Annotated in this window: 27 protein-coding genes and 1 pseudogene; 7 read left to right on the forward strand and 21 right to left on the reverse strand. The window is 66.6% G+C overall.

What is annotated here, in order from left to right:
- The 12 genes from HNR13_RS15785 to HNR13_RS15835 form a co-directional block, all read right to left on the reverse strand.
- Positions 1 to 1,767 carry an AarF/UbiB family protein gene (locus tag HNR13_RS15785; RefSeq protein ID WP_179607291.1) on the reverse strand — a complete coding sequence of 589 codons (1,767 nt, stop codon included), beginning with the start codon at positions 1,765 to 1,767 and terminating at the stop codon, positions 1 to 3.
- Positions 1,768 to 1,771: 4 nt separating this feature from the next.
- Positions 1,772 to 2,368 (reverse strand): PadR family transcriptional regulator, encoded by a 597-nt coding sequence (locus tag HNR13_RS15790; RefSeq protein WP_179607293.1) that lies wholly within the window; start codon positions 2,366 to 2,368, stop codon positions 1,772 to 1,774.
- A 161-nt stretch (positions 2,369 to 2,529) separates the two neighbouring features.
- Positions 2,530 to 2,952, reverse strand: coding sequence for a hypothetical protein (locus HNR13_RS15795; RefSeq protein ID WP_179607295.1), 423 nt, complete (start codon positions 2,950 to 2,952; stop codon positions 2,530 to 2,532).
- A 279-nt stretch (positions 2,953 to 3,231) separates the two neighbouring features.
- On the reverse strand, positions 3,232 to 3,546 hold the full coding sequence (locus HNR13_RS15800; protein ID WP_179607297.1) for a hypothetical protein: 315 nt from the start codon (positions 3,544 to 3,546) through the stop codon (positions 3,232 to 3,234).
- A gap of 71 nt (positions 3,547 to 3,617) precedes the next feature.
- The gene (locus HNR13_RS15805; RefSeq protein WP_179607299.1) at positions 3,618 to 4,895 is read right to left on the reverse strand and encodes a restriction endonuclease subunit S domain-containing protein; all 1,278 of its coding nucleotides are present in this window, start codon (positions 4,893 to 4,895) and stop codon (positions 3,618 to 3,620) included.
- A gap of 182 nt (positions 4,896 to 5,077) precedes the next feature.
- A complete protein-coding gene (locus HNR13_RS15810; protein ID WP_179607301.1) occupies positions 5,078 to 5,959 on the reverse strand; it encodes an N-6 DNA methylase in 882 nt (293 codons plus the stop codon).
- A gap of 99 nt (positions 5,960 to 6,058) precedes the next feature.
- On the reverse strand, positions 6,059 to 6,808 hold the full coding sequence (locus HNR13_RS15815) for an ATP-binding protein (protein ID WP_179606606.1): 750 nt from the start codon (positions 6,806 to 6,808) through the stop codon (positions 6,059 to 6,061).
- Positions 6,805 to 8,370, reverse strand: a complete 1,566-nt coding sequence (gene istA, locus HNR13_RS15820; protein ID WP_179606604.1) for an IS21 family transposase — start codon at positions 8,368 to 8,370, stop codon at positions 6,805 to 6,807. Before istA ends, HNR13_RS15815 begins: the two co-directional genes overlap by 4 nt.
- A gap of 120 nt (positions 8,371 to 8,490) precedes the next feature.
- Positions 8,491 to 9,054, reverse strand: coding sequence for an N-6 DNA methylase (locus HNR13_RS21310; protein ID WP_218881243.1), 564 nt, complete (start codon positions 9,052 to 9,054; stop codon positions 8,491 to 8,493).
- Positions 9,021 to 9,704 (reverse strand): type I restriction enzyme HsdR N-terminal domain-containing protein, encoded by a 684-nt coding sequence (locus HNR13_RS21315; RefSeq protein ID WP_218881244.1) that lies wholly within the window; start codon positions 9,702 to 9,704, stop codon positions 9,021 to 9,023. Before HNR13_RS21315 ends, HNR13_RS21310 begins: the two co-directional genes overlap by 34 nt.
- 891 nt (positions 9,705 to 10,595) lie before the next feature.
- Positions 10,596 to 10,955, reverse strand: a complete 360-nt coding sequence (locus HNR13_RS15830; RefSeq protein WP_179607303.1) for a hypothetical protein — start codon at positions 10,953 to 10,955, stop codon at positions 10,596 to 10,598.
- A 152-nt stretch (positions 10,956 to 11,107) separates the two neighbouring features.
- A complete protein-coding gene (locus HNR13_RS15835; RefSeq protein ID WP_179607305.1) occupies positions 11,108 to 11,719 on the reverse strand; it encodes a hypothetical protein in 612 nt (203 codons plus the stop codon).
- A gap of 625 nt (positions 11,720 to 12,344) precedes the next feature.
- Here HNR13_RS15835 and HNR13_RS15840 point away from each other — a divergent pair.
- The 4 genes and pseudogenes from HNR13_RS15840 to HNR13_RS15855 form a co-directional block, all read left to right on the forward strand.
- Positions 12,345 to 12,557, forward strand: a pseudogene (locus HNR13_RS15840) (tyrosine-type recombinase/integrase); the annotation flags it as partial.
- Positions 12,558 to 12,738: 181 nt separating this feature from the next.
- Positions 12,739 to 13,098, forward strand: coding sequence for a type II toxin-antitoxin system RelE/ParE family toxin (locus HNR13_RS15845; protein WP_179607307.1), 360 nt, complete (start codon positions 12,739 to 12,741; stop codon positions 13,096 to 13,098).
- Between the two features lie 58 nt (positions 13,099 to 13,156).
- The gene (locus tag HNR13_RS15850; RefSeq protein WP_179607309.1) at positions 13,157 to 13,603 is read left to right on the forward strand and encodes a helix-turn-helix domain-containing protein; all 447 of its coding nucleotides are present in this window, start codon (positions 13,157 to 13,159) and stop codon (positions 13,601 to 13,603) included.
- The gene (locus HNR13_RS15855; RefSeq protein WP_179607311.1) at positions 13,600 to 14,046 is read left to right on the forward strand and encodes a hypothetical protein; all 447 of its coding nucleotides are present in this window, start codon (positions 13,600 to 13,602) and stop codon (positions 14,044 to 14,046) included. Before HNR13_RS15850 ends, HNR13_RS15855 begins: the two co-directional genes overlap by 4 nt.
- A 110-nt stretch (positions 14,047 to 14,156) precedes the next feature.
- Here the strand turns inward: HNR13_RS15855 and HNR13_RS15860 are convergent, their stop codons facing one another.
- Together HNR13_RS15860 and HNR13_RS15865 are read right to left on the reverse strand one after the other, a co-directional pair.
- Positions 14,157 to 14,672, reverse strand: a complete 516-nt coding sequence (locus tag HNR13_RS15860) for a phosphoribosylamine--glycine ligase (protein ID WP_179607313.1) — start codon at positions 14,670 to 14,672, stop codon at positions 14,157 to 14,159.
- Positions 14,673 to 15,175: 503 nt separating this feature from the next.
- On the reverse strand, positions 15,176 to 15,412 hold the full coding sequence (locus tag HNR13_RS15865; protein WP_179607315.1) for a PLDc N-terminal domain-containing protein: 237 nt from the start codon (positions 15,410 to 15,412) through the stop codon (positions 15,176 to 15,178).
- An 80-nt stretch (positions 15,413 to 15,492) separates the two neighbouring features.
- Here HNR13_RS15865 and mobA point away from each other — a divergent pair, with 80 nt between their 5' ends.
- Both mobA and HNR13_RS15875 read left to right on the forward strand, forming a co-directional pair.
- Entirely contained in the window at positions 15,493 to 16,065 is a 573-nt protein-coding gene (mobA, locus tag HNR13_RS15870) for an NTP transferase domain-containing protein (protein WP_179607317.1), read from the forward strand.
- Positions 16,065 to 16,310, forward strand: coding sequence for a DUF6457 domain-containing protein (locus tag HNR13_RS15875; RefSeq protein WP_179607319.1), 246 nt, complete (start codon positions 16,065 to 16,067; stop codon positions 16,308 to 16,310). The genes mobA and HNR13_RS15875 overlap by 1 nt, the downstream gene beginning before the upstream one ends.
- A 3-nt stretch (positions 16,311 to 16,313) precedes the next feature.
- On the opposite strand, the gene HNR13_RS15880 is transcribed toward HNR13_RS15875, so the two are convergent.
- Entirely contained in the window at positions 16,314 to 16,850 is a 537-nt protein-coding gene (locus HNR13_RS15880) for a hypothetical protein (protein WP_179607321.1), read from the reverse strand.
- Between the two features lie 11 nt (positions 16,851 to 16,861).
- Positions 16,862 to 18,862, reverse strand: coding sequence for a primary-amine oxidase (locus HNR13_RS15885; RefSeq protein ID WP_179607324.1), 2,001 nt, complete (start codon positions 18,860 to 18,862; stop codon positions 16,862 to 16,864).
- 103 nt (positions 18,863 to 18,965) lie between these two features.
- Here HNR13_RS15885 and HNR13_RS15890 point away from each other — a divergent pair, with 103 nt between their 5' ends.
- Positions 18,966 to 19,598, forward strand: a complete 633-nt coding sequence (locus HNR13_RS15890; protein ID WP_179607326.1) for a TetR family transcriptional regulator — start codon at positions 18,966 to 18,968, stop codon at positions 19,596 to 19,598.
- A 76-nt stretch (positions 19,599 to 19,674) separates the two neighbouring features.
- Here HNR13_RS15890 and HNR13_RS15895 read toward each other — a convergent pair whose 3' ends face one another.
- Genes HNR13_RS15895 through HNR13_RS15915 form a run of 5 tightly spaced genes read right to left on the reverse strand, consistent with a single transcriptional unit; the run spans position 19,675 to position 24,589 of the window.
- Positions 19,675 to 21,069, reverse strand: coding sequence for an aspartate ammonia-lyase (locus HNR13_RS15895; RefSeq protein ID WP_179607328.1), 1,395 nt, complete (start codon positions 21,067 to 21,069; stop codon positions 19,675 to 19,677).
- Positions 21,066 to 22,211, reverse strand: coding sequence for a M20 family metallopeptidase (locus HNR13_RS15900; protein WP_179607330.1), 1,146 nt, complete (start codon positions 22,209 to 22,211; stop codon positions 21,066 to 21,068). Before HNR13_RS15900 ends, HNR13_RS15895 begins: the two co-directional genes overlap by 4 nt.
- The gene (locus HNR13_RS15905; RefSeq protein WP_179607332.1) at positions 22,204 to 22,875 is read right to left on the reverse strand and encodes a DUF1028 domain-containing protein; all 672 of its coding nucleotides are present in this window, start codon (positions 22,873 to 22,875) and stop codon (positions 22,204 to 22,206) included. The genes HNR13_RS15900 and HNR13_RS15905 overlap by 8 nt, the downstream gene beginning before the upstream one ends.
- On the reverse strand, positions 22,872 to 23,312 hold the full coding sequence (locus HNR13_RS15910) for a RidA family protein (protein WP_179607334.1): 441 nt from the start codon (positions 23,310 to 23,312) through the stop codon (positions 22,872 to 22,874). Before HNR13_RS15910 ends, HNR13_RS15905 begins: the two co-directional genes overlap by 4 nt.
- Positions 23,312 to 24,589 (reverse strand): flavin-containing monooxygenase, encoded by a 1,278-nt coding sequence (locus tag HNR13_RS15915; protein ID WP_179607336.1) that lies wholly within the window; start codon positions 24,587 to 24,589, stop codon positions 23,312 to 23,314. The genes HNR13_RS15910 and HNR13_RS15915 overlap by 1 nt, the downstream gene beginning before the upstream one ends.
- Positions 24,590 to 24,875: the final 286 nt, after the last annotated feature.

The following is a 24,875-nucleotide window of genomic DNA, read 5'->3' on the forward strand; positions in this document are numbered from 1 at the left end:
CTATCGCCGGCGGCCGCCGATCAGCACGTAGATTAGCGGCAGCGCCGACACGCTCATCAGCACGATCCCGAACGCCTGCACGGTCGGCAGCAGCACCGCGCCCGCGACGAGGAACCCGCTGAACAGCACCGCGGCGATCAGCCGCCGGGTGACGCGTTCGAGCCGGCTGATCCGCTGGTCGAGCGCCGGGGTCTTGACCGACAGGTTGCCCTCTTCGATGCGGTTGATGACATTGTCGAGACGCTTCGGCAGCCGCACCGCCACGCCCGCGATGGACCTGGCCTCGGTGAGGGCATCCCGCACCAGGTTGCCGCTCTCGTCGCGCAGCAGCTGCGTCGCGTAGGGCTCGATCGAGTCCCACAGGTTGAAGGCCGGGTCGAGCGCGCTGCTCACCCCGGAGGTCAGCGACATCGCACGGATGATGAGCAGAAAGTGCTCCGGCAGCTGGAACGGCAGCGACCGGATCACGTCGCCGAACTGGGTGGCGAACTCGCGGAACTCCCGCTGGTCGACCTCCTTCAGCTCGGCGAAGCCCATCCCGCCGAAGCGCGCGAACAGCTGCGTCATGGCCCGTTCCAGCTCGCTGGTGTCGGAGGTGGGCAGCAGCACGCCGACCTCGCGCATCGCGTCGACGAGCCCTTTGCCGTCGCGGGCCGCCGCCGCGATGAGGAGTTTGCGGAGGCCGCGGCGCGTGCTGTCGGGGACCTCCCCCATCATCCCGAAGTCGATGAACGTGAGCTTCCACGGGTGCGCCGTGGTCGCGTCCATCCCGTCGCCGGGCTGCGCCACGCGCGGCGTGACGAAGATGTTGCCCGGGTGCGGGTCGGCGTGGAAGAACCCGTTCGTGAACAGCTGGTCGAACATGACGGAGGCGAACACCGGCGCCACGTGCGCCGGGTCGATTCCCGCCGCCCGCAGCGCGACCACGTCGGTGATCTTGACCGCCGTCACGTCTTCGAGCGTGAGAACGCGCCGCGTGGTCCGCTCCCAGACGACCTCCGGCACCGCCACGCGCGGGTCGTGGGCGAAGTCCTCCGCGAACCGTGCCGCGCTCCTGGCCTCGTGGAGGTAGTCGATCTCCTCCAGGCTGGTCGCCGCGAACTCCTCCACCAGCGCCGGCATGTCCACCCGGTCTGCGACCACGCGGACCCGCTTCAGCCAGCCGCCCACCCGCCGCAGCGCCGCCAGGTCGACGTCGACGATCGCGTCGATCCCCGGCCGCTGGACCTTCACGACGACCGTGTCCAGCCCGGTGTCCTCACGGTCCTGCGCGGCGAGCCGCGCCCGGTGCGCCTGCCCGAGGGAGGCCGCCGCGACCGGAACGGGGTCGATGCTGTCGAACACGCGGTCCAGCGGCATCCCGAGCTCTTCTTCGGCCAACCGTCGGATCGCGTCGAACGGGACGGCCGGGACCTCGTCCTGCAGCCCTTCGAGCTCCTTGGTGATCTCGGGAGGCAGGATGTCGAGCCGGGAGGAGAGGAACTGCCCGACCTTGATCATCAGCCCGCCGAGCTCGACCGCGAGGTCGTGGAAGCGCCGGGCGAACGCGGTCAGCCGTTTGGTGCGCCCGCGTTCGCTGAGGCGCCAGAGCCCGATGCGCGGCAGGAAGAGGTCGTACCACCAGATGTGGATGAGGTTGGCCGCGGCGAAGCGCAGGATGCGGCGGTAGCGGGCCCGAGTCTTCCTCGAGCCCGCTGCCGCCGGTGTCCTGCTGTCCGTGCCTGGTGTCGTCGTCGCGCCTGATCCGGCCGCGTCGGGCGCCGCCACCCGCTCAGTCCTGGGCGTCCTGGGCGAGGATCGAGTACAGCTTCCGCCGCGCCTCGTCGAGGACCGCCGCGGCCTCCTTGATCTGCTCGGGCGTGCCCGTGCGCCGCACCTGAGCGGCCGCCTGCGCGAGCGAGACCCCCGCCTTGGCCAGCTCGGAGTCGAACGGATTGTGCCCGCCGCTCCAGTTCCCCGGACCCCACGGCGTCCCGGTGCTCTCGCTCTTCTGGTCGGGAGCCCACGGCGCCGGCCCGGCCTCCTCGGCGGCCGCGCGGCCCTCCTCGGTGAGCGCGTAGGTCTTGCGCCCGTTGGACTCCTCAGCCGTGATGAGCCCCTCATCCGCGAGCAACTGAAGGGTCGGGTAGACGGACCCGGCCGACGGTTTCCAGCTCCCGCCGCTGCGCTCCTCGATCTCCCGGATGATCTGATACCCGTGCATGGGCTTCTCGGCGAGCAGCGCGAGCACGGCGGAGCGCACGTCACCGCGCCCCATCCGCGTGTTCACCTTCTTCTCGAACTGCGACCGCAGCTGATCGAAGGCCTGAAAAAGGCCGTCCGGGCTCATGTTGCCCCAGCCTCCGCCGCCGGCGAATGTTCCGCTCATGATGTTCCTCCTCGGTGAGTCGGTAACGATAGTTAACGATATATCGTTCGCGCTAAAAGTAGGAGGGGTTGGCGAGAAAAGCTGATCGCATCATTCCCGTCCGATCGCAACGTCTGCTGACCACTCGAAGTGACAGCATTGCCCGTCATCCCGGACATCACCTAGTCGCGGTGCTCCGCGTGAACGATCGCGAAGTCCCAGACCTCCTCTGCAAGCCGCAGAGCGAGCAGGTCGCCACGCTCCTCCCACGCCCGCTGCGCGACTGGATCCTTCCACGGCTCTCCCGCGCCGACCGCAAGCTCCCACTCGTCGCACCAGTGGCGAAGGGCCTGAGTGAGTTCGCCGCTCAGGCCGAAATCCTCGGGGCCGGCGGTGTACCCAACGGACGAGTCCCAGAGGGGCCAGCGATGGCCGTGATCCGGAAAGAACCTGACGCGGCGCAACTCCCCCGAGCCCCGCTTCGCCTCGCGGACAACGGTCGAGTCAGCATTGCTGAACGCGGGGATGGTCAACTCGACTTGAGTGACCGGATCGAGGACGATCCCCGTGGTCTCGAAGTCGAGGCTCGTGATCTCGCGCCGCATGCGTCCAGCCTGCCATCGACTAAGCAGTCAACGCGCGAGCGTAAAGGGCGCCTCGCGCCAGACGCAGGAGGATCGCGCACGCATTTCCCGTGCGTCAAAACACTGGAGGGACTCGAGAACTGCGACCACCTTTTAAGCACCGTCTGCGTGACGCCAAAAACCGCGGAATTCCGCGCTTTTCGACCCCATTGGGATGACTGCGATCACATAGGAACTCACTCGATTGTGGGCAAATTGTGGGCAAATTCCGCCCTGTTGAAAGCTAGAATTCTTGATGTATCAGGGCATCTCTAACGTTACTGCATCAGTCGAACGCCGCCGGTTGTGAAATGTAGCTACGCGAATTGTCGTTCGGAAGCCGTGCTCGCGGTACCTGGTGGTTGCGTCCGGATTGTCGCGGGCGCAGGCCTCATTCGCGCGACGCGTCATCTCATCGTCGTAGCGGTACAACTCGTTGTAGAGCTCTGTCGCCTCGTCGACATCTCGGCTGGCCACATAACGCAGCCGAAGCGCCTCGCGCTTCTCTTCGAGCTCCGCATCGGACAGCGAGCTTAGGCCGCCGAATGCGCGGGAAATGGAGTCAAAGATGCCCATCGGTGAATCCTGTCATTCCGAGACCAAGCGGGCAATGGGCACTGACCCATCGCGAAGGTCCGGACGGGCTCTCACTTGTCGTTGCCCACTAAGTGCAGCGATCCGTGTCGCCCCGTAAGGGCAGCTATGGCATCGTCCGCAGCCTTCACAGCTGCAGTCTCCAGTCGGTCGGCTTCCGCTGCGAGCCGAGTGGCTTCCTCGCTGAGGTCGGCAATTTCGTCCTCCCGCGCAGAGTCGAAACGCGGAATCAGTACTTCGCGAATGTCCGGCGGGTCCAGATGCGGCACGGAGGTACCGGACGCGAATCTCACCACTCGAGGCCGCCCATACTGAACGTGGTTGAGAACGGTGTGGAGGTAGCCGGTTCGCGCCTTTGACTCGTCGGGGACGATGCGAATCAAGTCTTCGCTCCCGAAGCTTCCCTCGTGGTTCTCGTTGAGGACCATCGTTCTGCCAAGGAGTCCATAGGTTTGTCCTGACCGGGCCATGATCATCTCGCCTGGGCGAAGCATGTAGGTATCGGCATTTTCCAGTAATCCAGCATGGATCCGCTTCGTAACGGCCGGGTTCACATCGAACAGTTCGCTCGCAGAGCGATAGGTCGTACCGTTGTCGCCGAAATAGCGCTTGAAGCGATTCGACATAGTCACGGATTTCACCACCTCGTACAACGGCTGCACGGTTTTGCTTGCGGCCCTGACCAGCTCCTCGACTTTCAGCACATCGGCCCGGTGGAACTGCCCCTCCAGCCGGCGACGCCCCGCGACGAGGCTCGATGCGCGCACCGTGGAGGAGACCGAGTCATCGACCGGTACGCCACTTGGGTTGATCGTTGCGGCGTAGATCTCATCGGCCTGTGCCTGAAGCTTCCGGGCCGACCGTCGCATGCGGAGTGCGTGTTCCGCGTCGCGCCCGATCCGACTTCGAATCTCGACGTCGGGCATCGCGACGGGCATTCGGAGGACATGATCTGGCTCCAGGTGCTTGATCATGTGACCGTACTGGGAGCTTCGAGCAATGGCGAAGAAGGTCGGCGTCTTCATGTAGGCATAGAGCCAGCCGTAGTCGGCAGGGTCACGAGGCACGATGCGTAGCAAGTCGTGGGTGATCACCTTGTTGAGGTGCTCATCGTAGACCGCGGTCACTCGTCCCACCTCGCCAGAGCAGGACATCATGATCCAGTCAGGTTGCAGGTAGCGAGTCTCGGAACGCGGGACCATCGCGGCGGCGAGCCACTTTCGCACGCGGGGCTGGCTCTCAAAGACCTGCCCTGCCGACAGGAACGGGAGTCCCTTCCCGGGGTCGACCTGAAAACCCTTGAGTCGCAACGGCTGCCACACGTCTGCCATTTGGGACATCGGCCGGGTCGACGGCACGACCTCCAACCCCTGACGGAGTCCATACCCATCGGTCAGGAACGTGGATGCCTCGAGTCGGCGGTCACCACGAGTGAGAACCCGGGAGTCCACTAGAGCCCACAGGACCGGAGGCGCGACATCACCGCTGTCAGGCTGGGCCGCTAGATCCTGCCTCAGAGGGTTTTGAGCCATGCCCGGAACTCCTCAGCGATCGCCTGCGTGTTGTCGTCGACCACTCTCTCTTTGGCAAGGTGCTTCTGCTCACCATCGTCGCCGTCCGCCGCGGTCGTGACTGCGTCCTCGGTCTCCCGTACGATCTCGTAGCCCTGTTCGTCGCGCATGAAGACTGCGTTTCCACGCTTGTCGTGGCCAATGTGGTCGCAGATGGCCATGAAGATGTCGTAATCCTTGATCCGACCGGCCGCAATTTCATCTCGAACCTGTTGTTCAGACTTGCGCTGTAGGACGAGCACAGACGTCTGAACGCTGGTGCCCGGCTGGAAGGTGTCCGCGTGCAAGTCGACCGATGCGAGCACAGTGGCGTACGTCAGGATCCACTGCCGCACGAAACCGAGCCCGGGACTTCCGAGGATGCCGTCCGGGAGCACAAGGGCGGCCCGTCCCGTGCCGGGCTTCAAGAGTTGGATGCAACGCTCGATGAACAGGATCTCCGGCGGCCGTGAGGTCGTCTTTGTGGTCTTCACCCAGACGTCCTGCTCCTCGTCATAATCCCATTGGTGGCCGAGATCGAACTGTTCGAGGATCGCGGGCTCATCGATGGGAATCTTCGACCCGAAGGGTGGGTTCGTGAGGATGACGTCTACCGACCCGATGAGGTCACGGTGCCGCAGGTCTTCGGTCCATCGGGTCGGGTTGTCGAGTGAGTTCGCCTGGAAGAGTCCCCCGGAGCCGTCGTTGTTCATGACCATGTTCATCTTGGTCGCGCGCACGAGATTCGGGTTGAAGTCCAGGCCTACGAGCTTGTTTTCGAGGAAGAACTTTTTGCGGTCCCGAAGCGTCTCGTCCTGGTGAGTATTTGGAGTCGTGAGCGCCACTGATTATTGCGGTTGAGCGCCAGTCGATATTCACTCTCGGGGCCACTGGTATTGCCGGTGAGCGCCACCCCCGCGGGCGCGACGCTCACCGGCCCGGTTTCAGCCGGCCGCGGCGGCGGTCTGCTCGCGCATGTTGACGTCGCCGGTCTCGATCCAGAGGGTGTTGTGGACGATGCGGTCCATGATCGCGTCGGCATGGACCCCGCCGCCGAGGCGCTGGTGCCAGTCCTTCTTCGCGTATTGGGTGCAGAACACCGTCGAGGTCGCGTCGTAACGCCTCTCGAGGAGCTCGAGCAGCATGGACCGGACGTCGTCGGTGGGCGGGTCGAGCAACCACTCGTCGATCACCAGCAGCGTGAACGTGGAGTACTTCCGCAGCCACTTCTCCCTGCCCGCGGGGCGGTCTTTCGCGGCGGCCCAGGTCTCTTCGAGGTCGGGCATGCGGATGTAGTGCGCCCGGTAGCGGTGCTGACACGCCTGTTTCGCCAACGCGGACCCGAGGTAGGACTTCCCGGAGCCGGTGAAGCCTTGGAACACGACGTTCATGTGCCGGGTGATGAACTGACAGGTCCCGAGCTGCGCGATCACACCCCGGTCCAGGCCGCGCTGTTCGAGCAGATCGACGCGGCGCAGGTCCGCGTTCGGGTATCGCAGCCCCGCCCGCCGGATCAGCCCCTCGACCTTCGAGTGGGTGAACGCGGCGTGGGCGTCGTCGACGGCGAGCTTGATGCGCTCTTCGAACACCAACCCCATGGTGAGGGTGTCGTCCTGGACGTCGAACGCGTCGATCAGGGCGGGGACGCCCATCTCCCGCAGCTTCCGCTTCGTCTCCGCATCGAGCCGGCTCATCGGGTGCCTCCCGCGTAGTAGTCGGCGCCGCGGACATACCCGGCCGGTTCCTCCCAAGCACTCGGTTCGAACCTTGGCTGTCGCCTGCCGGTCTGCTCCTGGTTCGACTCCAGGATCGGTCGCAGATGCGCATACCGCGGCGACCTCACCCGCGACTGCAGCGCGATGCCGGCCGCCGCCTCGACCCGTGCCGCGGAGTAGCGTCTCGTCATCCGCAGCACTGCCAGCGCAGCGTCCAGGCCCTGCTCATCGACGGGCACGGACTCGAAGATGCGGTTCACGATCGTGGTGGTGTTCTCCCCGATCCTCGCCGCCCATTCCCGCGCCCGTTGAGGGTCCATCTGCTGGTAGCGGGGCCCGTCGGGCAGGTCGCTGTCATGCGTCCGGTACTCGTTGATCACCCCCGCGGGGGCGAGGAGGTGACTGGTGAGCCGCTGGTCCCCGGCGAACACCTCCAGGGTGCTGTCCGTGATCCGCAGGTCGACGGACCGGCCGATGTGCTCGTAGGGGACGGAGTAGAAGTTCCGCTCGAACACCACGTGCCCGTTCTTCTGGACCTTGCGTCCATAGCGCCACTGGGAGATCTCGAACGGAACCGCCGGCAGCGGCCTCAGCAGCGGCTTCTCCTCCGCCTCGAACACGGAAAGCCTCGATCCGGCGCGCTTCTGGAACGGCTCGGCGTTGTAAGCGGTGACCCGCTCATGGATCGCGACGCGCAGTTCCGACAGCGTCGCGAAAGCCCTGTTGCGCAGCGTCGCGATCACCGAGGTGGCGACGTTCCCGACGGTGCCCTCGACGCTCGCCTTGTCTTTCGGCTTCGCGAGCCGGCCCGGCAGCACCGCCGCGGAGTAGTGCGCGGCGAGCTCCCGATACGCGTCGTTGAGCACGACCTCGCCCTCAGCGGGGTGCTTGATCACTCCCGTCTTCAGGTTGTCAGGGACGATCCGCGGGACGCTGCCCCCGAACCAGTCGAACATCGCCGCGTTCGCGCGCAACCAGGTGTCCTGCTTCATATCCAGGGCCGGCTCGACGAACGAATACCTCGAGAACGGCAGCGTCGCGACGAACAAGTACACCCTCGTCTGCTGCCCGGTGACCGGATCGGTCAGCTGCATCGTCTTCCCGGACCAGTCGACCTCGACCGTCTGCCCCGCCTTGTGTCCAACCCGCGACGACGCGCCGATCACCAGCACGTGACGCTGATACGACTTGCAGAATCGGTCGTACCCCATCGCCGTCTCCCCCTTGCTCCGGCAAGCGTCGACGTACTCACCATGCAGCAGCTTCAACGTCACCCCGACCCGGGCGAGCTCCCGATGCACCCGGTCCCAGTCCGGCTGCGCGTGAACACTCTCGTAATCACCACGCCCTGGGAACAGCCGCGCATACACGTCCGCTTCCTCGAGCTCGACGATGTCGTCCCAGCCGATGCCCTCCCGGTCAGCGGCGTCGAGCACCGCCGTCACCGAGTGCCTGGACATGCCCTGCGCCGCGATCTGCCGACCCGTGAGCCCCTCCGCGCGAAGCCTCAGCACCAGCTTCGCCTTGATCCTGCGTACCATCCGAACTACTCCTTCTGCCGTGTGATCAGCCACGCGGCAGAAGGAGCCTAGAAAGACGGCGCCGAACCCCAATATCCGGTGGCGCTCAACAACGCGATCGCGTCCACGAGCAAGTCGCGCTCAACCCCAATACTCGTGGCGCTCAGAGAAGCGAATATTCACCTGGAGCTGGCGGCTACGGCCGGACTCGCGGACATCTCGTTTGAGCGACGCGAGAACGTGGTTCATTGCGGCAATGAGGAAGCCCCCTGTGCCACGCGCGGGGTCGAGGATAAGGTCCCTATCGCTCGGGTCCAGCATGTTGACCATCATGTTGCAGACGTTGCGCGGCGTGAAGAACTCACCGCGATCCCCGCGGAGGTTCGAGCCGACGACTTCCTCATACGCCTTGCCCTTGACGTCGACATCCGAATCGAGGAGCGAGAACATCTGCAACTGGGTGACGATGTACGCGAGTACCTTCGGTTCGAGCTCGATCTGCTCGGTCGGTTTGAAGATCTGCGGGTACTGCCTCACGACGGTCTCGAAGAGCTTCCCTATACGGCTCGCGCAGCGCATCAGGCCCGTCATGTTCTGACGCTCTTTAGGCGTGGCATAGAACTGTGGCGAGGCCGAGTCGCGTTCGTCCTGAATCTTGCAGAAGATGAGCTTTAGCAACTCCCAGAACGCTTCGGGCTTCTGCATGCCCTGGTTGCCTGCGATGTGTAGCTGTGCGCGCGGCGAAATGCGAACAGCAACGAGTCCGACGCCGCGGGCCGGAGTTGGTCGAATCGGGGCGTGCCTGCATCGGCGGTATCTCCGCTGTGCGGGATATCAGGGATCTCTACCTCGATCCGCTTTCCAGAGGCGTCCACCTCGAATGCATAGCTGGACATGTCCTCGCCATTGGTCCACATGCCGACCTCAACGTTCGGACAAGCAGCCATGTAGCTGAGCATCTGCTCGACGCCGTCTTTCTTCATCGACGGCCGCACTTTGTCGTTCTTGCACTCGATAATGAGCCAGGCGCTCGACTGGGTCTGCTCGGTGGCCTTCAGCCCTGGGGGGAATACGACGATGTCGACGCGAACGCGACGGCTGCCGAACTTGATCGGGAACTCGACACGGATGTCTGCTTTGTCATAGCCATACTCGCGTACGAGGGATTTTAGGATCTCCTGACGGACATACTCCTCTGGAGTGTCCTGCCGGAGCGTTACACCATCGATGTAGTCGAGGACCTTGCCCGGAGGGACAATGGCGAAGCCGCCGTGTGGGGCAATGGTCTGGATACTCACGAAGTTTCTCTCGTTCTCATCACTGCGGATGTGCGGCTTCTGGTCCGGGGTGGGCACTCCATCTTGCCCCACGCGAGCACCGCATCTGGACATACTCCTGGTGCCGTGCGTGTCGCCAATTCTGCTGCGGTTCGAACAGGCCTCGTTGGCGAAAGGGTGCTCTGTCGGCACGATGCACGCCTTTAGGCAGCCCAGTAGTTCAACTATTTCACGAACGCGCTGCGCGAGTTTCCGAATGCGTGTTGCTTGGCGAAGCTAGGTACACGACTGTGACGGTAAGCGGCGTAGTCACGAATCTGATCCGGGTTGTGCGCCGGTAGCAGAACGCTTAGCGGTGACCGGAAGCCACCGGTTGCCGACCACGCATTGTCGAGCGGTCCCACCCGTCAACCGGTTCTGGGGGATTCGGCGGTCTACCCGAGATTACTGAAAGACCACGTCCCCGACGGGTTTCTTTCGATGCAGTCTGGCAGTTTAACCCCGATCCGCTGAGGGCGAGAACGAAAGGGAATAGACCCGAATGAAAAAGAAACCAAGGACTACGGAAGACAACACGAGAGGAACAAGGGGAGACAGGTAAGGCCAGATATAGAGACCCAAGGCGAGGAAGGAGGATTAAAAGGAAAAGCAAATGCACGTAGGCACTTAAGTGGAACGACCCTCGCTGGCCCGGTGTGAACGTCTCGAGCATGAAGTTTCGTGCCCCGACCTGGAGCGGTTATCGGTCCCGGAGCTCGTTGCGATGCGCGGTTCGATGATGCGGCCTAAAGGATGCGCGGGTGTGACCGGTAAGCATGTTCCGCAAATTGCGTTGAGGCACCACAACCGGCCGCATTTGCGGGCGGGCCTTGCGGGAATCGGCGGCTCGAGGCGTCACGCATGCCCCGCGAGCGGGCACTGAGCCCCCGGATGTCCTGTTGATCGACCGTCTCGCGTAGTCGAGGCGTCTCAGCGAAGGTTTGGCGTGTCTGCGACCTCATCGGGCAAGGGCAGTCTCGGTATCTGGTCCCCATACCAATAGACCTCAAGCGAAGTGATCAAGCCAGATTTGACCCACAGCATCAAGCCACCTTGTTCGTCTGACGCCAAGGTGAAGTACTTATCTGAGGGCTCGTAGATTCCATCTCCGGTTGGAAGTGGAGGAACACCCTGCGCTGGCTCGATCTCGAAGCTTTGATCACCCAAACCCCAGTAATCAAGGAACTTGGCTGCGTCAACCTGTACTCGCGCGAGCGTCGCTATCGGACCCTCGCCAGCAGTTAGAAAGCGAAGAAGTATTTGTTCCTCGGCGGTGAAGTCACGGGACACGGCGACATCATAGGCAGCTGCTCCACTCCGAATCGCGGCCGACGCTCGGAAGGATCCCCAAACGTGCATCGCGCGATGACGGGTGTCAGAGTGCGGCTAGCGGCGCTATCAGCACAGAAATCGGCCGCGAACAGTAGCCTGCGCTGGGTCGGCTAATTCGCTGAACGCTCGCTATGAAGTCGACTCGTTAGCCAGTCCAGGCGGCTGGGCATCGGCTCAGACCGCATTCGCTCATACCCGCGGACCCACATGTGATAACGCTTGGGTGCGGGAAGCCAGCTGCCCTTCTGTTTGCTACGGATGACCCAGGCGCTGACATGGTCGATATAAGCAATCGCGGTGTCGCGGCCGTCCTCAGTGAGGGCGCCAAGCGGAGAAGAGCCCCACCTCGGGTCGCGGTGAGCGCGCGCCGCAATGCCAACGTGCTCCGCAAGTGCATCGACAACACTGCGTCCCACGTGGGTCGCATCCGAAGAGAGGTGACCTTCACTCCTGAGCGCAGCATCACCCCAAACAGTCATAGCCGTTGAGACGTCTGCGCTTTCGATCGAGTTCACCGGCAACGAGCGTCGCGCCAGCTCTCGAACCGCGCCCAGGGCCGTGAGTAGCTCGTCGGCTGCACTGCGAACGGCTGCTCGCCTCTCGACCTTCCACGTGTTGCGGGCTGCAAGGCCGGCGGTCGCCACCGCCCCGATGAGAGCACCAAACACTGTCCCGCCAAGGCCGACGAGCGCAATCACAAGTCCGCTTTCCATGATCGTCACCCTAGCTGGAGGGTCCGACCCTGACGAGCAGCGCCCCCAATCCGCAACGTTCCGACACGCCTGAGTGAGACCACAAGCGCGCAGGCGAGGACGCCGCTTGCGGCGCTGCCTTCTCGAGGTTTGAGGGCCTTTCCGCCGCCCGATCGTAGCTCGCTCCCGGTGCTCCGTGCCGGGCTTTCGCGGCGTATCCTCCTCCGCGCGCTCCCCCGGTACTCCACGGTCCCGGCACTGCGCGCCTCCCACTCGCTCTCGATCACCCGCCGGAAAGGCACTCAAAACGATCGACCTTGGGAGTGAGTGAGATGCGGGTATTCATCATCGACGCCAGCAAAATGGCCCCAGAACTGCAAGGCGGACTCGTGGGTATAGAAGGGTCCTCCAACCCGACTCCCGCGGAGAAGATGGACTGCGTGGAGACCGTCAGCGAGTACGTGACGGATGTGTGGGCAATCGCAGCCGACCCGGCCACCCCAATCGGGTGGCTGGGGGCGCTCACTGCGGAGACAGCATGCGTGCCCTTCGTGAATCTGGCCCGGCTCGCTGCCCCTCCGGGTTCCCAACCGGAATCGGCTTAGCCCTCGGCTTCATCCGGTAGAGGTCTGTGCTTGCGGCCGTATCCAACCATATGACCCCGCACGACCTCAAACACACCGCCGCCACCCTTGCCGTGAGCGCCGGCGCCAACGTCAAGGCGCTTCAACGCATGCTTGGGCACAAGTCGGCCGCGATGACGCTCGACACGTATGCGGATCTCTTTGAGGACGATCTAGCGGCCGTCGCCGACCGGCTCAATGAGCGCGTGCTATCTGAAAGTGGGGGAAGCCTTTGGGGCGGCTGACCCGCTCCAAGACCACCCGCAGGGAGTACGAGCACTTGGACGAGTCGATCAAAGCCCGTGACCGAAATGCGGAATCCTCGAAGTCCCAATCGTCGCTGAAGCAGATTTCTTGGCGTTGTCTGTGCATCCGGATAGCATCGATGAGCCGACAACATAACGTACGACTGCGGAAGGAGGGGACTTGCCTGACGACGAGGTTGATCTCAGTCAGTGGGATTACGCCCTCTCCGCCCGCGACGACGCATACGTTCTGAAGGAACTACGCAAACTCAAGGCAAGTTCTTACGCAGTCGGGAAGCTTGAGCGCGCGATGGAGCGTGTCCAGAAGGGTACGGCCAAGCCGGGCGAGTGTGGCCCCGTTCGAGGCGATGTATGGGAACTGCGGGTAAATTACGACAACCGCTGGTATCGGCTGTTGTACGCGCGGACCGGCGATCGGTTTGTGGCGCTATATATCGGCGCTAAGAAGACAAACAAGCTGGACCCCAGCTGGACGGACACCGCAGAAGGGCGCTTGAAGGAACACCGCTCACGGCAGTAGCGTTAGCATTATCCAGTATCGGTCAAAATAGATTTGACCGAATAGCAGGGAGCCATCCATGGGAATCAATCTGCTGCGCGATTTGGGATACGCAGACGACTCGGTCGTCGCCAAGAAAGCCCGTGAGTCCGCGCGCATCTACGAAGACGTCATCAACGGCCTCGTCGCGTGCCGGGAAGAGGCCGGCCTCAAGCAAAAAGAAGTTGCAAAGCGTATGGGGACGCAACAGTCGGCCGTTTCGGAACTAGAGAACCTGGCTTCAGACGCGCGATTCTCAACGATCCTGCGCTACGCGCACGCCGTTGGTGCCGAAATTGACATCGAAATCACCCCCGCGGGCAAGGCCTACCACAGCGAAAAGCCGGACTGGGTGTCACTGAGGGTGAATCATTCAGGCGGCCTCCGGGTCGTCGAGCCGCCCCAGACAAGCACCTGGAAGACGTTCCGAAGCGAACCGGTCAACGTCGCTAACTTTCGGCCAGTCGCGGCAGGAACGGCGGCGTGAGTTTGGTCATTACAGAGATTTCTGAACTCCTCCAGCATGGCGACATCGCAGACGTTCGTTTCCTTTCATTCTCGGGAGAAGTCCTGTCTGAACCCCATGAGGACATGGAGGACGATGACGTTCGGCAGACTACACAGGTCCTCGCTGGCCGAAACAGCGACGCCATTGAAGTGCGAATGACAATCACTATCGACGTGCGAGAGGCGAGGTACGAGGCGACCGCGGGTACCCAGTTCCGGCACGACGACGATTTGGACATCGCTGAGGACGTCGTTATTGAATTCGCCGAGCGAATTGGGGTCATGACTGTATACCCCTTCTTGCGCGAGATCATCTCGGACATGAGTGGCCGACTTCGCCAGCCAAACCTCACAATTCCCCTGCTTCGTGCTGGCCAGCTCAATCTGGCGGCCGAGACATCGCCAGACGACTCGAACGAGTAGAGGCGAGAACCGTCGCGGGGAACGCCGCCCGACTGGCTAAGCGCCGCGCCCCAAGCCGGCGCCTTCACAGCACACCAGCGAGCCACGCGATGCATTAATGTCACCGTCGCTCAGAGAAGCGCAAGCGTTTGCTTGGTTCGCTTCTCCTCGCGAGTACCTAGTTTCACCGCCATGAAGACTTCCGCGACCCGCTTGCCCATGTCGCGGTGCACTCGAGCGAGCGCTCGAGCATCAGCCGCATCCACGTACCAGGTCTCGGATTCTCCGGGCTCAAGCCGAAATGGCAGCGGGCGACCGATCACCTCTCCGTGGGGGACGAAACTAAATTGACCGCCCTTCACCCTCAAGCTGTACTCGCTCACGGTCAGCGGGAGACGCCCCACGTTGATCACGTCGACTCCGACAACCTCCGGACCCACGAACACCTGATGTCGCATTGAAGAGATGTCGTTAGCCTTCCCGTTCCCCACCGGGCCGGCTGCGATACCTCCATCGCCCAGCACCCCGTGACGCAGTTGGATACTCACCCGGCGCCCTCCGAGGAGCCAAAGAGCGATCTGCCAACCCAGAGACAGGGCCGCAACGCAAAGGCTGAAGACAGAAACAAGCAACGCGATTTCGGACACCACTTGAAGCTAGCGTCGGCTGCCGACTTCGAAACCGCGACACGGTGCTTAGCTTGATTGCATAGCCATGCAGGTGCCTTAATCCGCTCCACGGCGCAGCAACCATCGCGAACCATGCCATCCAGGGAGTGCTGCCTTGCTAATACGCGCCCGCGGTCGAACCCTGGGACCCTTCGATTGCCTCGATCCACTCGAGCAGGACGGGACCGAAATCACACTCACACGCTCCCGCGGATCGTTCTTGTGGCGTCAGTGTGGGCAAATTGTGGGCAATACGGTGAGCAGCAATGTGATCCGATGGAAGAATTGAGCCACTGACCAGCATTTTCACCCCACCCGAAAAGTGCCCCTGGAGGGACTCGAAAGCTCGAGTATTTCTGTCGACCAAGCGCGCGAACGGCTGATCCCACGTCCGCGCACGCGAATGGCCAGTCCCGCGCTCGCAACCGTCCCATCGAGGCCCATCCCGATCCAGGGCCCTCAAGTAGCCGAGCCCGCTCCGGTCAGGCCGTTTCATCCCCCGCAGAAAAACCATCCCTGACCGCCCGCCGCCCGACCACGAACCACAGAATCGCCCCCACCACCGGAATCAGCGTCACGATCACCACCCACGCGACCACCGCCCCTGCCGCGGCCTTCGACTTCGCGATCTGCACGAGCGCGATCAGCCACAGCACGAACGGCACGATCCAGAGCGAGAGCACGATCATCACGTGCCAGCCGGTGAGTCCATAGAGCATGTCCAGAACGATACCGAACGGTCGGGAACGGCATGTCCGGACAGGTCGTGTCGCCCGCGAGACCGTGGCAGGCTGGAGTCGTGGCCCTCACTCCCCCGCCGCCTGCCGCCATCGTCATCGCCGGCGGGCGCTCGACGCGCTTCGGCAGTGACAAGCTGCTCGCGGAGGTCGGCGGGCGCACGCTGCTGCAGCGGACGATGGAGGCCGTCAGCGGCTGCGCGACGGTCGTCCTGGTGTCCGCGACGAACGAGACGGTGCCGCGCGGGGTCGTGACCGTGTCCGAGTACCCGCGGTGGGGTGGGCCGTGCGCGGGGATCGCGGCGGGCGTCGCGGCGCTGCCCGCCGAGGCCTCCGAGACGCTGATCGTCTCAGCCGATCTTGCGCGGCCGCGCAACACGATCGCAGCGCTGCACGCCATCGACGCGGGCGTCCTGGCAGACGGCGACGGGAACGTGCAGTGGTTGCTCGCGCGCGTCCCGGTCGCCGCTCTCCGCGCCCAGCTCGCGGAGCTCGACGCGACCGGCGCCACGGCCGGGCGACCTGCCCGCGCGCTGATCGGCCACCTCGGCCTCCCGATCGTCCCCGCCCACCGCGACGCGGTCGCGGACATCGACGAACAGCACGACCTCGAACGACTGAAGGAGCGACTCTGATGGAACCGCAGGAACTCGACGCGTGGGCCGGCGCCGCCGCCAGACGGCTCGGGGTGAGCCTGGAGCCGGGCGACGTGTCCGCGCTGCTCGACCTGGCGCGGGACGCCGCGCACGGCGTGACGCGGCCGGCGGCGCCGCTCACGGCCTACATCGCCGGGATGGCCGTGGCGTCCGGGCGGCCGCTGGAGGATGTGGCGCGGGAGTTGCGGGTCGCGATCGCGGAGGTCGAGCAGGGCGGGGACTGAGCCCTACATCACCGCCATCAGCAGCACGCCGACCGCCATCCCGGCGACCTCGCCGAGTTCCAGCAGCCCGCGGGCCCCGCGGCGATGCGCGACAGCGGGGCCGGGGTCTTCACCCGGCCGCTGACCCGCACGCACCATCGTCACCAGCAACCACACGCTGTACGCGACATACCCGGCCACGAACGCGACCGCGATCGCCCCGAGCGACACTCCGTGCGCATGCGCCGACGACGCTGCCGACGCCGACGCGCCGCCCCGCGACATCCCCAGCGACATCGCTACCAGCGCCGCCATCGTCACCCCGCCGAGCGCGCGGTGCAGGCTCATCGGCGCGACCCGTCCCGCCCGGCGCTGCAGCGCGAAGCCCGCCGACGCCAGGGACAGCAGGATGGACAGCAACCCGATCCCCGGCACGGCAGCGCTCAGCACGCATCCCGCCATCGCGAGCACCATCAGCCCGGCCGACACCCACACGCGCACCGGCCGGGGCGAGCCGAGCAGGCAGCACGCGGAGACCGTGGAGGCTCCGAGTGCGCCCACGTCGAGCATCATCAGTGACCGCAGGTGCAATCGGCGCCGCAGGGACCGGACGCGGCGGCATCAGAGGCAGCGGCACCGGAAGCAGCAGTCGTGTGGCAGGACGCCGACGCCGACCGCGGCAGATCCAGGGTGGGGTTCCGGTCGAAGAACCCGTACGGCTTGAGCGTGAACCCGGCGTAGTCGACCGGCATGATCGGCCAGTCCTCCAGGCGCGGGAAGTGAGTGAGGCCGAAGGTGTGCCAGACCACGATGTCCTCGCCGTCGAGCGGGCGGTCCTGCGCGACGTACGCGGGGAGGCCGGCGCCGCCCGGGTGCAGGTTCACCGCGTACCCGGCCGCCCACAGCTCGGACGGCTCGTACTGCGTCACCCACAGGTGGTGCGCGGCGAAGCCGGCGCGGCGGCGCTGGTGCGCCTCGTCCGCCGAGAACAGCACCGGCTCCGACGACGGGTGCAGGACGTAGCTGGTCGGGCGGCCGACGCGGTTGCGGCGGGAGGCGCTGCTGATGGACCAGACCCGGCCCACCGAGCCGTCGGCGTCCCGGACGGCGGAGGACTCCGACGACAGGCGGGTGATGGTCCGGCCGATCGCGCTCCCCCACGGGTTGCCCTCCGAGATCGGCACGCGTGCGACGTCGATCTCGTCGACCGCGTTGTCGACGCCGTCCACGGTCATGTCGAGGCGGGCGCAGAACATGTGCTGGTGCACGGGCGCTCCGAGGCCGGGCGCGAGCGGGGTGGAGTACGGGTCGTCGCCGCCGTCGTGGGCGCCGGTGAAGACGATGCCGGTCGCCTTGGCCTCCACCTCGAACGTGCCGTCCAGGTAGAAGTAGAAGTAGAAGCCGTAGTCGTAGTTGCCGACGGTCGTGAAGAAGGAGACGACCAGGCGGCGCTGGCGGCGGGCCTCCGAGGTGTGGGTGAACTCGTCGGTGTGCTTCCAGAGGATGCCGTAGTCCTCCTCGTGGATGCAGATCGCGTTCTTGATCGTGCGCGGGCGGCAGAAGTCGTCGGCGACCACGGCGTCCAGGTAGAAGATGTCGCCGAGACAGTCGCAGCCGAGCTCCAGCGAGTTGGCGAGGCGGCCGAACTGGTACTCGCCGGCGTCGTAGTAGTTCTGCCAGCCGTGGATGGGCGTCGGGTCGGCGTAGTTGACGACCATCTCCGAGATGGACGCCCGGTACATGATCGGGCGGCGCTCCTGCTGGTAGGTGAACGCGACGTCGTGGAGGGTGAGCCCCTCGCGGCCGTTGAAGCCGACGCGGAGGTCCCAGTTCTCCCAGCTCAGCACGCCGTCCCGGTACTCGAAGCTGACGCCCTCCGGCTGGGTGATCTCGATCGGCTTCAGCGATGTGCGCAGCGGGCCGGTGATCTCGGGGTCCAGGTAGTCGCCGGACTCCTTCGGCACGCTGTCGATCGGGGTCTCGACCAGGCGGATCACCGAGCGGGAGAGGGTGTCGACGTGGGCGACGATGCCGTCGATCGGGTGCGCCCAGGGCAGGTCGGCCTCGTCGGCCTGGAAGAAGGCGAGCACGCGGAACATCCGGCGGCCCTCCTCGTCGTCGTAGTCGAAGTGCCCGGCGGTCAGCGGGCAGGTGCGGACCTTGTCGATGTCGTGGACACCGCGCCGGGCGAGGGCGGCGATCCAGGCAGGGTCGGCCTTCACGATCTCGTCGACCAGGCCGAACTCCTCGTCCAGCACGGGCGCGGTGCCCTCGGTGACCGGGTCCAGCTCGCGGGTGTGGACGACGACGCCGTCGGTGAGGTCGGCGACGGCCTGCGTGACGGCGCCGGTCGAGAAGTCGAGCAGCAGGGTCTCCACCTCGCGGTGCAGCGCGGCCGCGCGGTCCGGGTCGAGGACGTCGCGCTTGTGCGGCTCGCGCAGCAGCACGTAGGTGAAGCGGGTGTGCTCGGTCACGAGCCCGGCCTCGGTGAACACCTCGCGGGCGCGGTCGATCTCGGCTCCGGTGAGCGCGGCGAGCGGGTGGGAGGTCGCGGTGGGGATCGTGAGGGACATTCCAGAAACTCCTTCGTCGGTGGAATCCGATGGTTATTGACTGTAGCGTCAAAATCCCCGGATGGGAAGAGGCCCGGGCGAACGATCGTGCAAGATGGGGTGCGTGCCCAAGATCGTCGATCACGACCAGCGCCGCCGCGACATCGTGGACGCCTACCTGCGCGTCCTCGCGCGCGCCGGCGTCGCCGGGACCCACGGACGGTCGGTGGCGGCCGATCTCGGCGTGGTCCCCGGCACGCTCTGGCACTACTTCGACTCGATCGAGGAGATCGCGGAGGCAGCGGCCCAGCGGGGAATCGACCGCACGCTCGAGCGGATCGCGGCGCGCACCGCCGACGCGCGCGGACTCGCCGCCCTGCTCGCGATCGCGGACGAGATCCTGCCGACCTCCGCGGTGACCCGCGAGGAGGCGCGGGTGGTGGTGGCGTTCTGGGGCCAGGTGCACGCGGGCTCCGACCCGCGCTCGGCGTTCGGCCGACCCCGGGAGTTCACCGAGCTGACGCGCACGGCGCTGGCGGAGGCGGTGGCCGACGGCGACCTCGTGCCGGCCACCCCGATCGAGCCGCTGGTGCGCCTGCTCGACTCGGTCTACGCGGGCGAGCAGGTGATCTGGGCGGCGGAGTCGGCGGAGGACGACGTCGACGAGGTGCGCGCGACGTTCGCGATCGTCGTGCTGCCGTGGCTGGGCGACGCCGAGTCCCCCGCCGCGCGGACGCTGCGGGAGTGGGCGGACTGATCGATCGTCCCCGGAGTTGTGCACGCGACACACCGGGCGGGAGCGTACACAACTCCGGGAGCGATGGAGGGGCGGCTCAGCGGGCGCCGGTGAGGGCGCGGGGGTCGGTGATGGCGTCGTACTCCTCGGCGGTCAGGAGGCCGCGGCCGACGATGGCGGCGCGCACGTCTCCCCCGGTCTCCAGGGCCTCGTGGGCGATCTGCGCGGCGGTCGTGTAACCGATCCGCGGCGTCAGGGCCGTCACCAGGCCGACCGAGGACGCGACGCGGGTGCGCAGCAGCTCGGCGTCCGCCTGGATGCCGTCCACGCAGTTCACCCGCAGCGTGCGGCACGCATTCGTCAGCCAGGTCAGGCCCTGCAGCAGCGCGTTGGCGATCACCGGCTCGAAAGCGTTGAGCTGGAGCTGGCCGTTGTCGGCGGCCATGGTGATCGACACGTCGGCGCCCGCGATCGCGAACGCAACCTGGTTGACCACCTCCGGGATGACCGGGTTGACCTTGCCCGGCATGATCGAGGAGCCCGCCTGGCGCGGCGGCAGGTGCAACTCGCCGAAACCGAACTGCGGGCCGCTGGACAGCAGCCGCAGGTCGGAGGAGATCTTCGACAGCTTGATCGCGGCGCGCTTGAGCGCCGCCGAGACGAGCATGAAGACCCCGGTGTCGGAGGTCGCCTCGATCAGGTCGGTCGCGGTCACGAGCGGCAGCCCGGTCAGAGCGGCCAGGTGCCGCACGACCGCGGCCGCGTAGCCGGGCGACGCGGTGATCCCCGTGCCGATCGCGGTCGCGCCGAGGTTGATCTCGCCGAGCAGCGGGATGGTCTCGGTCAGCCGGAGGTTGTCCTCGTCCATCGTCACCGCGAACGCCGTGAACTCCTGGCCGAGCGTCATCGGGACGGCGTCCTGCAGCTGGGTGCGGCCGATCTTCACGTGGTCGCGGAACTCCACCCCCTTGGCGCGGAACGCCGCCGCGAGCAGCGCGTGCTCGGCGATCAGCCTCCGCAGACCGATCGTGAGCGCGACCTTCACCGCGGTCGGATACACGTCGTTGGTGCTCTGGCTGCGGTTGACGTGGTCCAGCGGGTGGATGACGTCGTACCTCCCGCGCGGAAGCCCGAGTCGTTCGAGCGCGCGGTTCGCGATCACCTCGTTCGCGTTCATGTTCGTGGAGGTGCCGGCGCCGCCCTGGATGAGGTCGACCACGAACTGATCGTGCAGAGCGCCCTCCGCGATGTCCTGGCACGCCTCGTCGATCACGGACGCGACGGACGGCTCCAGTACGCCGATCTCGGCGTTCGCCCGGGCGGCCGCCTGCTTGACCAGCGCGAGCGCGGTCACGAGCTCGGGATACGTCCCGATCCCGCGCCCGGAGATCGGGAAGTTCTCGACGGCGCGCTGCGTGTTCGCGCCCCAGTAGGCGTCGGCCGGGACCTCGACCGGGCCGAGCGAGTCGTGCTCGGTGCGGGTGGCGGTCACGACACGACGTCCACGACGGTCTGGGCGAGAGCGACCGCGGCGTCCCGGAGCGCCTTCTCCGCGAGCGGACCCACGCACGCGGCGGCGAACTCGGGCTGGTGGTTGGTGGCCGGGAGGCTGCCGACGCCGATGTAGGGGTGGATGGCCGGGACGACCTGCGACACGTTGCCCATGTCGGTGGAGGCGCGGTTCATCCGGCCGGCGGCGGAGCTCCCGTCGAAGACCCTTCCCAGCACCTCCGCGTTGGCGCGGTAGAACGCGAGCGCCCGCTCGTCGTTGCGGAACTCCGAGTACGGCTTGCTCTCCGGGGTGATCGTGAGCGTCGTCCCGGAGGCCAGCGCGCCGGCCTCGAAGCAGCGGTTCACCTTCTGCTCGATCCGCTCCAGCTCCGCCAGCGTCTCGGCGCGGACGTACCAGCGGCCCTCCGTGCGGTCCGGGATGGCGTTGGGCGCCTGGCCGCCGACGGTCTGGATGCCGTGGACGCGCGCCGAGTGTGGCAGCTGCTGACGCAGCAGGCCGATGGCGACCTGCGCGACCACGAAGGCGTCGTTGGCGTTGACGCCCTCCTCCGGGTACGCCCCGGCGTGGGCGGCCTTGCCATCGTAGCGGATGTGCGAGTGCGCGACCGCGAACGGGCGGGCCTCGGCGACGTCCACGGGCCCGGGGTGCGCCATGAGCGCGAGGTCGAGCCCGGCGAACGCACCGCGGTCGAGCAGCTCGATCTTGCCGCCGCCGCCCTCCTCGGCCGGGGTGCCGTAGACCTCGACGGTGATGCCGAGCTCATCGACCAGCGCAGCAAGAGCACCGGCGACGCCGACCGCGATCGCGGCGATCAGGTTGTGACCGCAGGCGTGGCCGAGGCCGGGGAGCGCGTCGTACTCGGCGCACACGCCGATCCGCACCGGACCGGAGCCGGCGGTGGCCAGGAACGCGGTGTCCAGGCCGAGGTAGGCGGGCGTCACGGCGAAGCCGTGGGAGGCCAGCGCCTCCTGCAGGCGGGCGCTGGCGCGGTGCTCGTTCCAGGCGGTCTCGGGGTCGGCGTGCAGGGCCTCGGAGAGGGCCACGAGCGACGGGAGGTCCGCGTCGACGAGCGCGCGGACGCGGTCCTTCAGCGCCGTCGTTGCGACCGCGACGTCACTCATCCCCCGGCACTCCATAACTCGGCGCGCCGGCCGGCATCAGCCCGCGCGTCACGTATGCGTCCCGCTGCGGCAGCCAGGTCTCCACCAGGATCTCCCCCAGCAGCTCGACCGGGTTGTCCGCCCAGTCCACGCGGAGATCGGTGACCCGCCAGCCGGCGTCGCGCACGACCGCGACGCCGGCCGAGTGCACCGGACCCTCCTCGCCGCCCGCGGCGATCGCGGCCTGGAGCGCGGCCAGCAGCCGCACCTCCAGCTCGCCGGAGGACGCCTCGAACGCGTCCACCATGAGCTGCGGCACGTCGTCGCGGGCGAGCATGTTGCCCGCGGCGACCGCGTGCGGCGACTGCGCCTGGCCGTGGTGGCCGAGCACGTGCGAGCCGGAGTGGATGGCCGAGCGACCCTCGCGGTCGATCACGAGGAGCTGCCGGTAGTCGATGTCCGGCGTGGAGTCCACGACCCACGCCAGCACCTCCTCCACCGGCCGGCCGTCGCGCAGCCCGTTGATGAGCTGCGGGCCGAGCCGGGGGTCGGTGATGTTCTGGGAGTGCGCGCCGCCGACCCCGTCAGCGAGGTTCACGCAGCGGGCGGCGACCGCGGGCGACGAGGAGCAGATGGCCGAGCCGATCGCCCCGGTGTCGTCGACGGCGAGGATGGAGAAGGTCATGCGGCACCTCCCGCCTCGGCGGCCGGCGAGCTGATGACCGCCGTCGCGTCGATCTCGACCAGCCACTCCGGCCGTGCCAGCGCGGACACCACGATGCCGGTGGAGACCGGGAAGACGCCCTTCAGCCAGCGCCCCACGACCCGGTAGACGGCCTCCCGGTAGCGCGGGTCGATGATGTAGATGACCACCTTGACGATGTCCTCGAGGCTCGATCCGGCCTCCTCCAGCAGCATCGCGATGTTCGCCATCGCCTTCTCGGCCTGCGCCTCGACGTCGCCGACGCCGACCGACTCGCGGGTCTCCAGGTCCTGGCCGATCTGGCCGCGCAGGTAGACGACGCCGTTCGCGACGACGGCCTGGCAGAGGTCGTTGTCGAGGTTCTGCTCGGGGTAGGTGTCCTTGGTGTTGAACGGGCGGATGCGGGTGTGGGTCGGCATCAGACGGCTGCTCCTTCCGCCGCGACCGCGGCGTTCTCGTACGACAGGTAGGTGCGCTGGATCTGGATCTGGTCGGCGATGTAGCCGGCGTCGTGCCAGACGCCCCAGATGAAGCTGGAGCCGCGGCGCGACTGCCACGGCAGGCCCAGGAAGTAGACGCCGCGCTCGGCGGAGACGCCGCGCTGGTGCACGGGCCGGCCCGCCGCGTCCAGGGCGTCCACCTGCAGCCAGCCGTAGTCGACGCCGAAGCCGGTCGCCCAGACGATGGAGGTGATGCCCGCGGCGGCGAGGTCGAGCTCGGTGACGGGGTCGGTCACGCACGCGGGGTCGGGGCCGAGGATGCGCGCCTCCGGCTCCTCGGGGAGGTCGAGGCCGTTGCGCTCGATGTAGGCGTCCGCCTCGTCGAGCACGGAGAGGTAGTTGGCGTCGCCGGCGTGGATGTTGGCGGCCAGGTCACCGCCGAACCGGATCACCCCGTCGGCGTAGTCCTGCGTGCGGCCGACGAGCGTGATGCCGCTCTCGGCGAGCTCGCGGAAGTCGACGGTGCGGCCGCCGCGGGCGCCGCTGACCGCGATGGTCACGTGCTCGGCGCCGGCGGCGGGGGCGGAGGCCTCCCACTTGCCGAGGACGCCCAGCCACCACACGTTGTCACGGCCGCGGTAGCGGCGCGGCGGCCGGTCGTGCGGGCCGACGGAGAGGTGCACCTGGCGGCCGGCGCGGCGCAGCTCGTCGGCGATCTGCACGCCGGAGGAGCCGGCGCCGACGACGAGCACGCCGCCCTCCGGGAGCTGGGCGGGGTTGCGGTAGTCGCTGGAGTGCAGCTGCTCGACGCCCGCGTCGGCCGGGATGACGGTGGGGATGACCGGCTTCTGGAACGGGCCGGTCGCGGCGACGACGTAGCGGGCCGTGTAGGAGCCGTCGGTGGTCTCCACCCGGAACCCGGGAGCGCCGTCGTTGCGGCGGACCGACAGCACCTCCACCCCGCTGCGGATCGGCGCGTTCGTCATCGCGGCGTAGGCGACGAAGTAGTCGGCGACGCGCTCCTTGGGGGCGAAGCCGTCCGGGTCGACGTCGTCGAACTCCAGTCCGGGGAAGCGGTCGTGCCAGGCGGGGCCGTTGGCGACGAGGGAGTCCCAGCGGCCCGAGCGCCAGCGCTCGGCGATGCGGCCGCGCTCCAGCACGAGATGCGGGATGCCGCGCTCGGTCAGGTGGGCGCTCATCGCCACACCGGCCTGTCCCGCGCCGACGACGAGGACCTCGATTTCCTGGCTCGACATGCTGATCTCCTTCGCTGATCCGTGAGCGGTCGGTGTGCTCCGCGGATGTCTGGCCATTGTCAGCAGGTCCCGGCGAATCTGTAAAACAATGAGAATCGGAGAATTGGATCAGCTGAAGTGATGCTTCGCGTGCGTTTCGCGCGCGTGAACTTCCCATTTCGGGATCGCCGCGCACTGAGCCGAACGCTGCTTCATCACTTCGCGCGATGCACTTCAACGCTTTTCAACGCTCGTTTCGATGCACACGACGTGCGTACTCTGCGAAGACCACGGCGGGAGGTTCCCG

The sequence above is a fragment of the Leifsonia shinshuensis genome (assembly GCF_013410375.1).
Lineage (GTDB): Bacteria > Actinomycetota > Actinomycetes > Actinomycetales > Microbacteriaceae > Leifsonia > Leifsonia shinshuensis.

What these genes read in the sequence shown, in the direction of transcription:
- HNR13_RS21310 (WP_218881243.1), bottom strand. Translation starts at nt 9,054, where the DNA reads ATGCAGAAGCCCGAAGCGTTCTGGGAGTTGCTAAAGCTCATCTTCTGC.
- HNR13_RS15885 (WP_179607324.1), bottom strand. Translation starts at nt 18,862, where the DNA reads ATGTCCCTCACGATCCCCACCGCGACCTCCCACCCGCTCGCCGCGCTC.
- HNR13_RS15875 (WP_179607319.1), top strand. Translation starts at nt 16,065, where the DNA reads ATGGAACCGCAGGAACTCGACGCGTGGGCCGGCGCCGCCGCCAGACGG.
- HNR13_RS15865 (WP_179607315.1), bottom strand. Translation starts at nt 15,412, where the DNA reads ATGCTCTATGGACTCACCGGCTGGCACGTGATGATCGTGCTCTCGCTC.
- HNR13_RS15900 (WP_179607330.1), bottom strand. Translation starts at nt 22,211, where the DNA reads ATGAGTGACGTCGCGGTCGCAACGACGGCGCTGAAGGACCGCGTCCGC.
- HNR13_RS15795 (WP_179607295.1), bottom strand. Translation starts at nt 2,952, where the DNA reads ATGCGGCGCGAGATCACGAGCCTCGACTTCGAGACCACGGGGATCGTC.
- istA (WP_179606604.1), bottom strand. Translation starts at nt 8,370, where the DNA reads ATGGTACGCAGGATCAAGGCGAAGCTGGTGCTGAGGCTTCGCGCGGAG.
- HNR13_RS15805 (WP_179607299.1), bottom strand. Translation starts at nt 4,895, where the DNA reads ATGGCAGACGTGTGGCAGCCGTTGCGACTCAAGGGTTTTCAGGTCGAC.
- HNR13_RS15850 (WP_179607309.1), top strand. Translation starts at nt 13,157, where the DNA reads ATGGGAATCAATCTGCTGCGCGATTTGGGATACGCAGACGACTCGGTC.
- HNR13_RS15790 (WP_179607293.1), bottom strand. Translation starts at nt 2,368, where the DNA reads ATGAGCGGAACATTCGCCGGCGGCGGAGGCTGGGGCAACATGAGCCCG.
- HNR13_RS15905 (WP_179607332.1), bottom strand. Translation starts at nt 22,875, where the DNA reads ATGACCTTCTCCATCCTCGCCGTCGACGACACCGGGGCGATCGGCTCG.
- HNR13_RS15815 (WP_179606606.1), bottom strand. Translation starts at nt 6,808, where the DNA reads ATGAGCCGGCTCGATGCGGAGACGAAGCGGAAGCTGCGGGAGATGGGC.
- HNR13_RS15910 (WP_179607334.1), bottom strand. Translation starts at nt 23,312, where the DNA reads ATGCCGACCCACACCCGCATCCGCCCGTTCAACACCAAGGACACCTAC.
- HNR13_RS15915 (WP_179607336.1), bottom strand. Translation starts at nt 24,589, where the DNA reads ATGTCGAGCCAGGAAATCGAGGTCCTCGTCGTCGGCGCGGGACAGGCC.
- HNR13_RS15800 (WP_179607297.1), bottom strand. Translation starts at nt 3,546, where the DNA reads ATGGGCATCTTTGACTCCATTTCCCGCGCATTCGGCGGCCTAAGCTCG.